The organism is Vibrio tubiashii ATCC 19109 (assembly GCF_000772105.1).
Classification (GTDB): Bacteria; Pseudomonadota; Gammaproteobacteria; order Enterobacterales; family Vibrionaceae; genus Vibrio; species Vibrio tubiashii.
This window is the reverse complement of record NZ_CP009354.1, coordinates 1,034,213-1,049,420: the sequence shown is the minus strand read 5'-3', so window position 1 is coordinate 1,049,420 and position 15,208 is coordinate 1,034,213. Positions and strand designations below refer to the sequence as shown.

Below are 15,208 nucleotides of genomic sequence, written 5' to 3'. Positions count from 1 at the left end.
TTGCGGTGACATTTAAGCTGATAAGGCTTACAGGTACGATTTGGTGGAAAAATAATACTAAGTTATCTGATTAAATTCAATTAGATACACCAATAAGAATTACCGACAAAATAACTAGTCAAAAAGTTAAAATAACCACAAAATCCAACTTAACAACCAGAAAAACCTCGCTTTCCACCTTCAACTAAACATCTTCTTCATCTAAATCGTTTTGGTGACAATTCTTTAATTATGAGCAGAAGGTAACAGTTCATGTTTAAGATAGGAAATCGAGGGAGTCGTTATGGCCCTCCACAGCAGGCCGTTCAAATAAATCAACGGCTGCTACAGAGGCAGAATAAAAAGGTGAGTGCGTCAAACACTCACAAAGGTAACCTTCCAGAAGCAAGCTAGGTTTATATGCCCTATATGCGGTTACAAAATGTAAGGTGGGAATAACCACCTAAAGCAGAACTCTATACCCATGTATAGAAACGAGCGTAAATATATAATAGTTAAACATTTTTTCAACGCGACACATTCACCACACTGAGTAACCTTTAACCCTCACAATGACTTTATCCGCTACCAAAACAACATTAGTGACAGTTGTTCTACAAATTTTGCCTTGTATATAAGCTACAAGGTGCAGAATGGATTTATAGAATAAGTTCTTTCACTAGATCCAGATCACAAAAAAGCGAGCTAAACGCTCGCTTCAATTACGCTGCCATAGGCAAATAGTTGGAAAGTTCGACATAAGATTCATGTGGCTTAACGCCCCTAATAAATGCCGAAAGTGTCTTATCTAAGGTTGTAGTATCTTGTGCTTGTTCAGCTATTGCCCCTAGATTGTTCTCCCCTTTTACCGTCACGGTAATTTGCCCGTCTTGCAGCGCACTCATGTCTAGGTTCACATTCCAGCTACCGTCACCGGATACATTGACGGTCGTTTCTGGGGTTTTGCCACCGTTCGTATCAATCGCTTGAACCGTTAACGACTCACCCGATGCAAAACGCGTACTGCTACCAATAATAGCCACCGCTGCTGCATCCGAAGCGTTTACCGTATTACCACCATTAATACTGCCAATCGCAATAGTCGGGGTGATCGGTAAGGCATGTGAGGTGTTCTCATCGCCTACATTACCCAGTGTATCGGTGTAGTTGCTCACCACGAGTCCCACACTGCGGTCACTGCTGCTCGGCACCATCACGTTACCTGTCCATACTTTTTTGTCTGCCGTCGCCGCCAGTGAACTGATGGTCGTGCCGCCTAAGGTCGCGGTCGCAGACTGCAGCTCTTTATCAAACTCCAGTCTCACATCAACGCTTTGACCAATGGCTTGGTAACCCGGAGTAAAGCTCGCCGCCGTTAAGCTTGGCTTCGCTCGGGTCATTTGCACCGTGCCTGTCGCGGGCGTCGCCACCGCATTCAGGTTGTTCTCCCCTATCACTGTCACGGTAATTTGCCCGTCTTGCAGCGCGCTCATGTCTAGGTTCACATTCCAGCTACCGTCACCGGATACATTGACGGTCGTTTCTGGGGTTTTACCACCATTCGTGTCGCTCGCTTGAACCGTTAACGATTCACCCGATGCAAAACGCGTACTGCTACCAATAATAGCCACCGCCGCTGCATCCGAAGCATTTACGGTATTGCCACCATTAATGCTACCAATCTCGGTAGTCGGGGTAATTGGTAAAGCGTGTGAGGTGTTGTCATCGCCCACATTACCCAGTGTATCGGTGTAGTTGCTCACCACGAGTCCCACACTGCGGTCACCACTGCTCGGCACCGTCACGTTACCTGTCCATACTTTTTTGTCTGCCGTCGCCGCCAGTGAACTGATGGTCGTGCCGCCCAAGGTCGCGGTCGCAGACTGCAGCTCTTTATCAAACTCCAGTCTCACATCAACGCTTTGACCAATGGCTTGGTAACCCGGAGTAAAGCTCGCCGCCGTTAAGCTTGGCTTCGCTCGGGTCATTTGCACCGAGCCTGTCGCTGGCGTCGCCACCGCATTCAAGTTGTTCTCCCCTGTCACCGTCACGGTAATTTGCCCGTCTTGCAGCGCACTCATATCTAGGTTCACACTCCAGCTACCGTCACCGGATACATTGACGGTCGTTTCTGGGGTTTTGCCACCGTTCGTATCACTCGCTTGAACCGTTAACGACTCACCCGATGCAAAACGCGTACTGCTACCAATAATAGCCACCGCCGCTGCATCCGAAGCGTTTACGGTATTACCACCATTAATGCTACCAATCGCGATAGTCGGGGTAATCGGTAAAGCATATGTGCTGTTGTCATCGCCTACATTACCTAGTGTATCGGTGTAGTTGCTCACCACGAGTCCCACACTGCGATCAACGCTGCTCGGCACCGTCACGTTACCTGTCCATACTTTTTTGTCTGCCGTCGCCGCCAGTGAACTGATGGTTGTACCGCCTAAGGTCGCGGTCGCAGACTGCAGCTCTTTATCAAACTCCAGTCTCACATCAACGCTTTGACCAATGGCTTGGTAACCCGGAGTAAAGGTCGCCGCCGTTAAGCTTGGCTTCGCTCGGGTCATTTGCACCGTGCCTGTCGCTGGCGTCGCCACTGCATTCAAGTTGTTCTCCCCTGTCACCGTCACGGTAATTTGCCCGTCTTGCAGCGCACTCATGTCTAGGTTCACACTCCAGCTACCGTCACCTGACACATTGACGGTCGTTTCTGGGATTTTGCCACCGTTCGTGTCGCTCGCTTGAACCATTAACGATTCACCCGATGCAAAACGCGTACTGCTACCAATAATAGCCACCGCCGCTGCATCCGAAGCGTTTACGGTATTACCACCATTAATGCTACCAATCGCGATAGTCGGGGTAATCGGTAAAGCATATGTGCTGTTGTCATCGCCTACATTACCCAGTGTATCGGTGTAGTTGCTCACCACGAGTCCCACACTGCGGTCACTGCTGCTCGGTACCATGACGTTACCTGTCCACACTTTTTTGTCTGCCGTCGCCGCCAGTGAACTGATGGTCGTGCCGCCTAAAGTCGCAGTCGCAGACTGCAGCTCTTTATCAAACTCCAGTCTCACATCAACGGTTTGACCAATGGCTTGGTAACCCGGAGTAAAGCTCGCCGCCGTTAAGCTTGGCTTCGCTCGGGTCATTTGCACCGTGCCTGTCGCTGGCGTCGCCACCGCATTCAGGTTGTTCTCCCCTTTTACCGTCACGGTAATTTGGCCGTCTTGCAGCGCACTCATGTCTAGGTTCACATTCCAGCTACCATCACCGGATACATTGACGGTCGTTTCTGGGGTTTTACCACCGTTCGTGTCACTCGCTTGAACCGTTAACGACTCTCCCGATGCAAAACGCGTACTGCTACCAATAATAGTCACCGCCGCTGCATCCGAAGCGTTTACCGTATTACCACCATTAATGCTACCAATCGAAATAGTCGGGGTGATCGGTAAAGCATGTGAGGTGTTGTCATCGCCTACATTACCCAGTGTATCGGTGTAGTTGCTCACCACGAGTCCCACACTGCGGTCACTGCTGCTCGGTACTGTCACGTTACCTGTCCACACTTTTTTGTCTGCCGTCGCCGCCAGTGAACTGATGGTCGTGCCGCCTAAAGTCGCGGTCGCAGACTGCAGCTCTTTATCAAACTCCAGTCTCACATCAACGCTTTGACCAATGGCTTGGTAACCCGGTGTAAAGGTCGCCGCCGTTAAGCTTGGCTTCGCTCGGGTCATTTGCACCGTGCCTGTTGCTGGCGTCGCCACCGCATTCAGGTTGTTCTCCCCTTTTACCGTCACGGTAATTTGGCCGTCTTGCAGCGCACTCATGTCTAGGTTCACATTCCAGCTACCGTCAGCTGATACATTGACGGTCGTTTCTGGGGTTTTACCACCGTTCGTGTCACTCGCTTGAACCGTTAACGATTCACCCGATGCAAAACGCGTACTGCTACCAATAATAGCCACCGCTGCTGCATCCGAAGCGTTTACCGTATTACCACCATTAATGCTGCCAATCGCAATAGTCGGGGTAATCGGTAACGCGTGTGAGGTGTTATCATCGCCTACGTTACCTAGTGTATCGGTGTAGTTGCTCACCACGAGTCCCACACTGCGGTCAACGCTGTTCGGTACCATGACGTTACCTGTCCACACTTTTTTGTCTGCCGTCGCCGCCAGTGAACTGATGGTCGTGCCGCCTAAGGTCGCGGTCGCAGACTGCAGCTCTTTATCAAACTCCAGTCTCACATCAACGCTTTGACCAATGGCTTGGTAACCCGGAGTAAAGCTCGCATTGGTAAGGGTTGGTAAAACGCCTTCAACCCCCAAAAGCAAACTATCCCCTTTTCCGGGGATAGTGTTTAAGCTCTGGTAACTATTATCATCAACCCGTATCGTTATATTTTTGTTTTCGCCGACTGGACTTAAGTACTTAACCGTCCAAGTAATATTGTCAGCTGTCGCCCAAGTTTCTTGTTTCAGCTGACCAATACCCCCACTATCACTCGCAGTAAGCTTTACATCTGAGAAGTCAAAATCTTTGACTTCTTCAGAAAATTTAAACGTTAGAGTCGCCTCTTCCCCTCCCGCGAGAGGGGGAGTAGCTGATGTCGAGATTGCTAGGGTCGGGATTGTCGCTGCCTCAACTTTCGCGCCAATCGTACGTTCAGCGCTCTGATTTGCTAGATCAGTGGCGCTCACATTGAACGTATAACTCCCCGGCGCAAGAAGGTAGTGGAATACATAAGGATCCGACTCGTTAGTAGGCTTTGTGACTGATTGAGGGTTAAAGCGTCCGCTACCATTATCTGCAAATGAGCTGACCACATTCAAATTCTTGTCAGTGACATGTGCTGTGACATCTAGCTGATATCTACCGTTATCAGGAACCTGGGATAGCTGCGTCGCGCTTGCTATCGAAACCGTTGGTAGCTCATGGTCAACAATGGTAGGAATGCCTGTATCATCGTAATTACCATTGAAAAGCTTGAAGCTCTTCACTTGTCTACCAATAGAATCCGTTACGGCTACCTTAAAGGTATAAGCAGCTTGATCATTAACCGTAAAGTTCATCGTGCCATTAGCACTTGATGAGTTAATGTTACCAGTATATTTCAAGCTGTCTCCAGTGCTTGGGACTAGTTCTAAGCTATATTGAGAAGCCCTTATACCTTCCTTATCAACTGTCGTAATAGTAAAACTCTGGCTGTTGTTTTTAAGTAATAGCTTGCCACCATCTAATGAGGTAATGCCTTCAAAACTCACCGTAACTTCCGGCGTCTTAATATCGACAGTCTTAGAAGCTGAAGTGGTCAAGTTCACTTTATCAGTCGCATATATGCGCACTTGAATGCTATCAATACCTTCAAGCTGTGATTTATCTAACTCAAAGTAGTCCATATCCGTCAGTTTTTCTTCTTCAAATGAAGGGTTAAGAACTTCGTACTTAACTTTGGCTAGGCCACTTACCTCATCTTTAATGTTAAATCTGAAACGAATTTTGTCGGACCCTGACTGAGTAATAAATACCTCTTCGCCAATAGTAGGTGGTGATTGATCAACTTTGACATTGATACTATCACTACTTTTATTCGACCATACATCAATGGCAGAAATGCTAACCTTCAATGTTTTACCATCAGTATCTTTAGACAACTGGGTAGAGAACGTCGAGCAATCATAACCAGCCAAATCTCCAGTTCCGCATACCTTAAGGTCGGAGAACATGTCATCGTTATCTCTCTTGTTATATGACGTACCACCTACGTTAGCTGTTATATTATCTAACCTAGAATTGTCGTTGCGTTTGATTTTAAATGACACTCTAAGTTCTTGCTGCCCGTCAATTACCGAATCCGTCTGAGGACTTAGAATTTCAACAGTCGGATTAACAGTAGGGAGTAACAACGTCAAGCTATGGTCAGCAGCTACATTCCCCGCAATGTCGGTCAAGTTCTTAATTTTGTAGTCGTGACTAGAACTTAAACCATCAATAACATCACTGTACTTTTCAATGTAAGTACATGACGTCTTACCTTCTGTTTGCGTAGTACAGGTTTGAGGAGTAAAGGCCATATTTCCGCGGTTTCTAACTAGTTTAGGGTAAGCATCTTTATTAGAGGTGTTTACTCCAGATAACTTATCTTCAAAGTCTAACGAGAATTGAAGCATTTTGTTTGTCCCATCCGGAGAGTCATCAGAAACTTCAGTACCAACAAATTGGTACGTATCACCATGCTTAACAACCGGCGCATCTGTATCGACCATATTAAAGCGGAATTTTTTTACTGTAGATTTATCATTGGTACCAATAGTTCTAGTTATCAGAACTACTGGGTCGGTCGACATACTGCGGTCACTTCTAACAGTACAAGAATAAGGTTCTTGAGGGTTATCAATAACACCCGAGTACGCGTAACTATCAGATGGTGCGTTATCCGAAGTGTAGTTTTCTCTCACCCAACACTCTAAAGTCTTAGCTTTCACTTCTCCAACAGAATTAAACGTTACCGATAACTCAGGGCCAGAGATATGACTTTGGAACGGATGTGGCGTCGCTATAGTAAGGTCAACGCCTTGTCTTTGCACGCTCATCGTTTTTGTAAAGTCATTAACTTTACGATCAGACTCCGCGTTATATTTCACGTTATTGAAAACCTTAATTCTAAGGTCGTACCTTCCATCTTCTGGAAGGTCTGCAGGTGACAATTCAGCCTGATACTTACCTTTCGAAATCTCTATGAAAGCAAGATCGGAAGACTGCGGTTGAGCAGAGTGTTTATAAGTCGCCTCAATTTTATCAATACCACTTACGTCCTCTACTTCCATCGTCACGACGACTGGAACGTCACGAGTAATTGCACCGTCAATATTCGTCTGATCATCTTTGTACGCTAACGCATAAGACTTAATACTAGGCATGCTGTTGTGAACTTTAACTTTAAAGTCAGACGTAGAAGTATTTCCTCGAACATCGTTACCTTTTAGACGTACCCAGTTATCACCATCTTTCAAGTCACCCAAAGGTAACTTCAGCGTCTCGCCGATTTTTGTTCCGGTTTCAGTCTGAGGTGGGATATCTGTATACGTCCAGTATTCCAAGCTCTCTTTGTTCACACCAGCCAATGAAGGTACACCTTCTTTATCAAGGTCTTCAGCAATCACGTCAAATACATATTTACCAAGGTAGTAAATATCCTCACGCTCTGGCTTATAGCCATGTAAAGATAACGTAGGGCCTTCTCTATCTAGCAATATTTTGCTTGGCTGAGACTCAGAGACAAAACCATATTCATCTGTCGCTTTTACAATCAGTTTGACTGATTTATCGTCTGGGTCTAACTGAATTTGATCACTCTGATCAGTCCCAATAGACATTTCAAATGGCTGACTAGGGTTCTTAGGCTCGAGGGTATATAAGGCAGTATCTTTTCCATCCTGCCATAGAGAAACCGTTTTCACTTCTGAATCGTCGGTCACAGAACTGAATCTAATATTAAATTTACGACCCATTACATAGCTTTCTTTTGAGACTGCGTCGGAAATCCATGGGCTATCTAAAACAATATCTGGGCCTTTATTGTCGACTTTAAACTCAAACTCTCCTTCACTTGTACTCGCAGGGAAAGCGCTGTTCGCTGCGACCACCTTGAACGTATTTGTTTCCTTATAGTCGAAAGCCGTAGGAATCAACCGAACTCTAACGTCTGGCTGTGTTCCGAACAAATAAGGTTCATCACTGGTTGGAGGCTCAACCTCATAGTGCTTCAGGTTCACGAGCTTGCCAGCTCCCGTTTTCAGTAAAACGTCAACTTGCTTACCCGGACTTAATCCCCAGCTAATATCAGGCGTCCAAGCTGCATTTCCACCTAGACGATTGGAAATCACTTTTCCATTGACAACCGGTGCCTTCGAATCAATTAATACCTTAAACTTCGGTGCTGAAGAGGTCCCGTCAGTAACTTTATTACCAAGGTGGTCTTCAGCCGATACGGATACTAACCATTCACCTTCACCTGGGTAGATGATTTTGCCTTGCTCTGCACAACGAGTACCGGTACAGAGTTTGGCTTTAAAGAATTCATTCGTGTTGCTAGAAAACAGATCGTGTGTGAAAGAGACTTTCTCCCCACTTAACTTTGAAAAAGTTAGTCCCCTTTGATCCAACTTATCACCGACTGTATCTTCGACCTTAAACGTCAACTCCTGTACGTAGCTTGCATTCAGATAGACTTCATCAGACTCAATGCCATTCGGTAATACATAACTCGCTTTAGGGTAGTCATTATCGACGTAGAGTGACTGTAAGTGAGGGACTTTACCATCATAACCATAGGCGTTACCTTGCAAGTCTTTTGCACTAGTTTCCAACGCAAATTCAACAATACCTGGTAAATTAGTAGACTGTGTATTTAGAGTGAACCCATACTCTTTGCGATAGCTCGTACTCGCTCCGCCTTCAGTTATTTCAAGATCTAAATCGATCGGGGTATTTGGGTCACCTTGCTTGTACCATCTAGTGACAAACTTAGGTTGACTCCCATCTTTTGTATCGATGCCAGAAGGGTCCTCCAGTATAATTTTTGATTCCAATTGGCCAGCAACATAACGCTTACTTCCAACAGTGGTTTCTCTGCCACTTTGGATCACGATAGTCGGCTGAGGAGGAAGCTTATCAATACTTTCTCCTTCTTTATCAAAAATAGGAGTTCCATCCAAATTTGGGTTAGCTTTGGAAATGACATCAGCGTAGGCTTGCGCGACGTTAGATTCTATTCCATTGCTCGTCATAATATCGTAGTAATGTTGAGCCAAATGCTTTCGGTATGTATCAGGGCCGAACTTATAGAGATCAAGTACAATCTGGCGATTACCAGCACCCATGCCATTGGCTTTACCGTCATAGCTAAAGTCATCATAGACCGCTGACGAGAAGTCCACAGAATTGTATAACGGTGTTTGTTGTGCCAATTTCTCAAACCCTTCAACGAGGAAACGATGTAAGTAGTCATTGGAAGGGTTCTTAGGAATCGCATTAGCTAACATCTCATTAGTTGCATAGGGGGTAACCGTTGGATCAAACCCAAAAAACGAGTTGTTATAGCGACCCGCCAATGCTTCTTTTACATCATCCAAAATTTCAATGGCGCGTGCAGAAGTTTTTCCACCTGCTGCGAGCTTATTCCACTGGTAGTCGAACAATCCCGTTTGATAAGTTGATAATTCTGTTAGATAAAATGTCTGCGAACCGTTGAGTTTAAAATATGCGCCAATGTTAGCGTTATTGAGTTTAACTTCCTGCTTTGCGCCTGGATCGTTTTTCCACTGATAGTAATGTGGCGCAGCGCCCTCAACACCGATGAGCCTTACTCGCATAAAGTCGTAATTGACTAGGTCAGTTGTAGCTTCACAAGAGGCGACATCAAGTTCTGTTTTCGTTTGACTAGTTTGAGTCGTACAACTTGCCAATGATGTAAACTCTCCAGATGGAGCTAGGCCCTCCAACTGTACTCGCGCTCCAATGAATGGCGTCACGACCTTCATCGTTGGCAAGTCAAAACTACTGCGAAAATAGATATTCAGCGGCTGGCTGTCGTTGCCAGCACCATCTTGCGTTTGAATGGTAATCATATGGCTGCTGTTTTCTGACGCGCTCTTAAAACTGGAGCCAAGTATTTCTCTCACGAATGGTACATAGTAGATCATTTCTTCTACTCGACCATTCTCTTTTACAATTGTCTCATGTGGGATATTGGCAGTGCCATCCGCCGCTTTATTCTTGATTTGGTCTTTATACGTATAGTTACCATCATTTTTGGCGCTTACGTAATATTTAACCGTTAATGTTAAATCGTCTGCACTCGAACCTAGTACTGTACTGCTATTAATGTCGAACACTCTGACACGTAGATAAGGGATTTTGTTTTCTTTCAGCACACTAGGGTTAAAGTTCTTAAAGTCAGTATTAGGAATCGCCTTCTTTATGCCTTCGCTCGCATAGATATAATCGATCTTTAAGTAGTCTTGGCTAGTCTGAACATTATCTTGTGTATAAGTATCTTGATTATAAGGGCCTTCAATGGTGGTTCTTTCTCCAGATACATCGACATGAACAAAGTTCATAGGTGCACCTTCTGGGAAGGAGAGGTCTTGAGTCGGCTCTTGATCATCCTGACGTACCTCAAAAGGCTCGATTCCTACATTACCTCTTTGGTCTGTCGCGCGAACCTCAAACGGTGTGGTTGATAGAAAATCTGAGGTTTTATAGTTATTGCTGAACTCACAAGCTTTACCGGAGTTGGCTGAAACACAATCCAATGCTGTTGGTAAACCTCCTTTAAACGACACCGTCACAGAAGCTAGCTCTTCAGGTGGCTCTTTCACAATACCTTTAAGTACGTAGTCGGTATCTTCCTTCTTGATGGTAGTACTTGAGGTAATTTCAATAACAGGATCATTGTTATCCCATTTGAACGGAATTAAATGCCCATTATCACTTCCGGCTACCAGTGCGTTGCCTAAAACATCTGATGTATAGGCAACCAAACGAGCACCCGTTACATTTGATAAACCTGTACTGCTATCAACATCAACACTATCAATAGCTGCGGTATCAATATTTACGTTGATTTTGGTTTCACGTAGGCCTGCTTTAAACTCATCAAAGACGATCGAGCAAAACTGACTTCCTGAAGATTGCAAGTCATCACATTGATATTCACTTGACCATGATCCATTCAGTTCATACTGAATATAAACTGACACATCCTTCACACCGACTTCGTCAGTTAAAGCGATAGCAACTTTATCTTTGCCTGCTAACACCTCACTTCCAACTCGGGTAGCACTTGGCGCAGTGGTATCTATCTGAGTTTCATCTCTAGGAGGGATTAGGCCACCGCTGTTTCCATTCGTACCCTGTCCATTCAACTGTTTACTAAATTCAACATAATCATCGCCAGATGTGCCAGATACATTCAGGTCTGGGTTATTCACTACAATTAAAACATGTTGGGAAAGCTCGTTTGTATACACATCACTAGTGATCTTTTTTTGACCAAACGTTGATTTCGTTAGCCCGCCTGTTATTGGGCTGATCTCTTCACCATTGAGCAAGCCGTCAGCAACTACATCTCTATATTGAATATCGGCAAGGTGCATGGAAGTATAGACATTGTCAGAGTTACCATGCTTTTTAATCATGTCGTAAGACAGTGACGAGTAGGCTGTAAGTAAAGCCCCGTACTGGTGTCCTGGAGTTGCGTACCCGCTTTGACCACCTTTGGTGATGTCAATCGGTAAGGTTTCATTGACATTAAAACCATACATTGTGTTCACACTTCCTATCGCGGAAGAAATTGCACTGGAACCTGCTTCACCTTTTGAGATTTTGTACTTTGCTAGACCCGCTGCTATGTTCGTCAATGGAGTGAGCATCAAGCTATGAGTCTTGCCTTCGCTATAATTGATTACTGCATCGAGCTTAAGAACATTGCCATTACTTACTGAAACTGTCTCTTTGGTCAATGGGTCGGTGTATCCTCCCCCTTCAGAGCGAACCAATAATGGACGAGACGATGCTTCAAATTCTAGTTTGTAGTTCCCCACAGAATCTGTGGTTGCACTCGCCAATTTTCTGCCTAGCTTCCCGTCGTCATATTCCCAAACGTTAACTGTTGCACCATAAACTGGAGCATCGAAAACATTTCCGTAAATGATTCCTGTTTCACGAGCGCGAGGGGTATTGTCGCTACCTCCATCACCACCGCCACCACAAGCGGTTAATATTAATGACGCGGCCAGAAGGCTAAGGTAGAGTTTCAGTATATTTTTAGTGAACATAATAGTTTGGCGAAGTGTATTTTTCCGCGATTATATTATCGTCAAAAAATATCTCAACGTGGCAAAAAAACCACTTTATCTGACAAAAAAACTACTTGAACAGTCAAATTCCACATCGCCGCACTGAATAATCCGGTACGTATAATTGTTTAATTAGTTAAAACACACTAATTATGGCAAGACGAGTGTAAATTTTTTTCAAAATATTATAATCCCTATCAACTCTTTCTTAATCCTCAGCCTCAGAATCAATGACTAGCTTAATACTTCGACAAAACAGTAATAATATTGCCTTGGCTCTTTTTGTCACCTCAGTAGCATTGGTTATAGGTGTTTCCATTACACGATACACGCTTAGTCCAGATTATGATCTCGAGGCTCCTAGACACCTGACGGTTTCTGATGAGTACACAGACTCTCTCCCTCGCGCCCTGCCCAAAAGTGAGAGCATCATAACTGGTTCCATCGATTACTCATTTGTTAACTCAATATTAAACTCCGGACTATCAAACAAAGAAATCACCACGTTACTAAATTTAATTGGAGATGAGTTCGATATTATAGGATCTGTAAAAAAAGGAGACCGATTTGCTATTAAGCTAAATAACAATAATCATAATGAAAGGTCAATCCGTTCTTTTTACTACAATGGCAGTGAAAGTGATTTTTTTATTAGCACTAATAAAAACAACGAGGCGTTGAATCAATTTGGAGAGAAGGTGGATAGTAAAAATGCCTATAAATACCCTCTAAGTAACACCTATAAAGTAAGCTCAGAATTTAGTCTTAAGCGTCTTCACCCAATTACCAATCGAGTTATGCCCCATTTAGGGACGGATTATGCTGTTCCTGTAGGGACTCCCATTCATAGTATCGCTGACGGACGTGTAATTAAGTCTCGATACAACCGCTTTGCAGGTCATTACATAAACATCCAACACTCGGATGGCGCAGTATCTAGATATCTTCATCTATCAAAACGATCAGTCCAAACAGGTGACCGAGTTTCACAGGGACAAGAAATAGGACGTTCAGGTAATAGCGGTAGAACAACAGGCCCACACTTGCACATTGAATTGATCCTCAATGGGAAACATGTCAACTTTGAGCGACATACTGCCCCCAATCTTTATACAATAACCGACCCTAAAAAACTCATTGCAACACAGAAAGAACGCACTGAATTGATTCAAGCTCTGTCTCATGCAAGACTTGGCCTCCCAAAATCTTAACTTCAGTAATAAGGGTGCAACCAGGTGATAGAGTTCACATTTTTTGCTACCATATCGAGATTATTGATCAGAGAAGTAAGTAGATGGAATGTCGATTAGGCTGCGGTGCATGCTGCATAGCACCAAGTATTTCTTCATCTATACCCGGCATGCCTAAAGGAAAGCCCGCGGGACAACGCTGTCTTCAGCTAAATGAAGATAATCTTTGCAAACTGTTTGGGAAACCAGAGCGACCAAAGGTCTGTCACCAGTTTAAACCATGCCCTGTGGTGTGTGGCTCATCAAATCAGCAAGCATTAGACAACATCACAGAGCTTGAAAATCTGACCTGATAAGTAATGCTTATCAGCGTTATAAGGTCTGTTAATTAGTTCTCTAATTTCACTCCTAAGATAATGTTTGCCTCATTTCTTTGGAGGTTAAAATGAAAAAACAGCTTAGTTTACTCGTGATTGCTAGCCTTTCCAGTTCAGTTTATGCCACTGAGTTCTTCATCGGTGCAGGTGGTGGTTATCAAGGAGTAAAGGGAGAAGTCAGCGACAGCGAGTTCGGTACGTTCAGCGATAATGCTGAGGGTGGCGCATTCCATATAAGAGCCGGCTTATATTTAGAGGATAACCACCGATTTACTGCCACGATTAACCACATGGTTGACTCATCGCTCTATCGTAACCGTCTAAATGAAGAACCTGAGCACGTAAGTTCAGGTGTCGATCTTGCTCAAACAGAGTACCTGATTTCTTATGATTATCTTCATGCACTAACTTCAGATTTATCTTTGTTTGGTGGTGCTACGGTTGGTTTGGTTAACAACCGAGTTGAAATGTCGATTTACAATCGTGATACAGGGGATGGCGCTTCTCACAAAGCCAGTCATACTGACTTCACTTACGGTTTACAAGTTGGTGCGCAATACCAAATTCTTGATAATTTGTCTGCTGATTTACAATACCGTCATATGTTTGAATCATACGACAACACCATTAACTGGGATAGTGGTGAAACAACCAAGGTTTCAATCCCATACAACAATCAAATAAGTCTCTCATTCGACTACCGTTTCTAACGGGTTATTTCTCACGCGCAATCTAGGGATGGATTGCTATCAAACATCGATTCCAATAAAAAACCGCAGTTTCCCACGGTCTTATCATTTGATTAAGAAAGCTTCTGCCTACCAAGTAAAGAATGCGATAGCGTTGTACCATCAACAAGCTCTAGTTCACCTCCGACAGGAACACCATGAGCAATACGGCTCGCTTGAACTTGATGCTCTCGGCAAAGCTCAGCAATATAATGGGCCGTTGCTTCACCCTCAACCGTCGGGTTAGTGGCAAGAATCACTTCACTGATATCTCCGCGACGAAGGCGGAAGTCTAGCGTATCTAAACCAATATCACTCGGGCCAATCCCATCGAGTGGTGAAAGGTGCCCCATCAGCACGAAGTAACGACCGGAGAATTGGCCAGTTGCCTCTACCGCTGCAATATCTGCAGGGCTTTCAACCACACAAATCTGACCATTTTCCTGTCTTTTAGGATTAGTACAGATATGGCAAGTTTCTTCTTCAGTAAAAGTACGGCACTCGCTACAGTGACCAATTTCGGTCATCGCATGGCTTAATGCATCTGCGAGCTGCAAGCCGCCTTTTCTATCACGCTGTAACAAATGAAAGGCCATACGCTGCGCCGACTTGGGGCCAACCCCAGGTAGACAACGTAAGGCCTCCATCAATTGCTCCAGCATATGACTGGTGCGCATTAATTCTTACTCTATTAGAAAGGCATCTTCATGCCTGGTGGAAGTTGCATACCACCAGTTACACCAGCCATTTTCTCTTTTTGAGTTTCTTCAACACGACGTGCTGCGTCGTTGAAAGCTGCTGCAATAAGATCTTCAAGCATTTCTTTGTCGTCTTCCATTAGACTCTCGTCAATGTCAACGCGACGAACACTGTGGCTGCCTGTAATAGTCACTTTAACTAGGCCAGCACCAGACTCACCTGTTACTTCCATATTAGCGATTTCTTCTTGAAGCTTTTGCATGCGATCTTGCATTTGCTGGGCTTGCTTCATTAGATTGCCCATACCGCCTTTACCAAACATGTTTATCTCTCTGGTTAGTTAGCTTGTTTCGTTA

General features: G+C 44.5%; 6 protein-coding genes. 3 read left to right on the top strand and 3 right to left on the bottom strand.

Going from position 1 to position 15,208, the window contains the following annotated elements:
• Window positions 1–701: 701 nt before the first annotated feature.
• A complete protein-coding gene (locus IX91_RS04780) occupies window positions 702–11,837 on the bottom strand; it encodes a tandem large repeat (protein ID WP_052123152.1) in 11,136 nt (3,711 codons plus the stop codon).
• A gap of 251 nt (window positions 11,838–12,088) precedes the next feature.
• On the opposite strand from IX91_RS04780, the gene IX91_RS04775 reads away from it, so the two are divergent.
• From IX91_RS04775 to IX91_RS04770, 3 genes are all read left to right on the top strand, one after another.
• Complete coding sequence (locus IX91_RS04775) at window positions 12,089–13,069, top strand: M23 family metallopeptidase (RefSeq protein WP_004748322.1); 981 nt, start codon at window positions 12,089–12,091, stop codon at window positions 13,067–13,069.
• A gap of 83 nt (window positions 13,070–13,152) precedes the next feature.
• Window positions 13,153–13,401 (top strand): zinc/iron-chelating domain-containing protein, encoded by a 249-nt coding sequence (locus IX91_RS25720; RefSeq protein WP_004748323.1) that lies wholly within the window; start codon window positions 13,153–13,155, stop codon window positions 13,399–13,401.
• Between the two features lie 92 nt (window positions 13,402–13,493).
• Window positions 13,494–14,135, top strand: a complete 642-nt coding sequence (locus IX91_RS04770; RefSeq protein WP_004748324.1) for an outer membrane beta-barrel protein — start codon at window positions 13,494–13,496, stop codon at window positions 14,133–14,135.
• 92 nt (window positions 14,136–14,227) lie between these two features.
• On the opposite strand, the gene recR is transcribed toward IX91_RS04770, so the two are convergent.
• On the bottom strand, window positions 14,228–14,830 hold the full coding sequence (gene recR, locus IX91_RS04765) for a recombination mediator RecR (protein WP_004748325.1): 603 nt from the start codon (window positions 14,828–14,830) through the stop codon (window positions 14,228–14,230).
• A gap of 14 nt (window positions 14,831–14,844) precedes the next feature.
• Window positions 14,845–15,174, bottom strand: coding sequence for a YbaB/EbfC family nucleoid-associated protein (locus IX91_RS04760; RefSeq protein WP_004748326.1), 330 nt, complete (start codon window positions 15,172–15,174; stop codon window positions 14,845–14,847).
• Window positions 15,175–15,208: the final 34 nt, after the last annotated feature.

Bases quoted from the DNA above. Each gene is read 5' to 3' on its own strand.
- IX91_RS04780 (WP_052123152.1), bottom strand. From the start codon at position 11,837: ATGTTCACTAAAAATATACTGAAACTCTACCTTAGCCTTCTGGCCGCG.
- IX91_RS04775 (WP_004748322.1), top strand. From the start codon at position 12,089: ATGACTAGCTTAATACTTCGACAAAACAGTAATAATATTGCCTTGGCT.
- IX91_RS25720 (WP_004748323.1), top strand. From the start codon at position 13,153: ATGGAATGTCGATTAGGCTGCGGTGCATGCTGCATAGCACCAAGTATT.
- IX91_RS04770 (WP_004748324.1), top strand. From the start codon at position 13,494: ATGAAAAAACAGCTTAGTTTACTCGTGATTGCTAGCCTTTCCAGTTCA.
- recR (WP_004748325.1), bottom strand. From the start codon at position 14,830: ATGCGCACCAGTCATATGCTGGAGCAATTGATGGAGGCCTTACGTTGT.
- IX91_RS04760 (WP_004748326.1), bottom strand. From the start codon at position 15,174: ATGTTTGGTAAAGGCGGTATGGGCAATCTAATGAAGCAAGCCCAGCAA.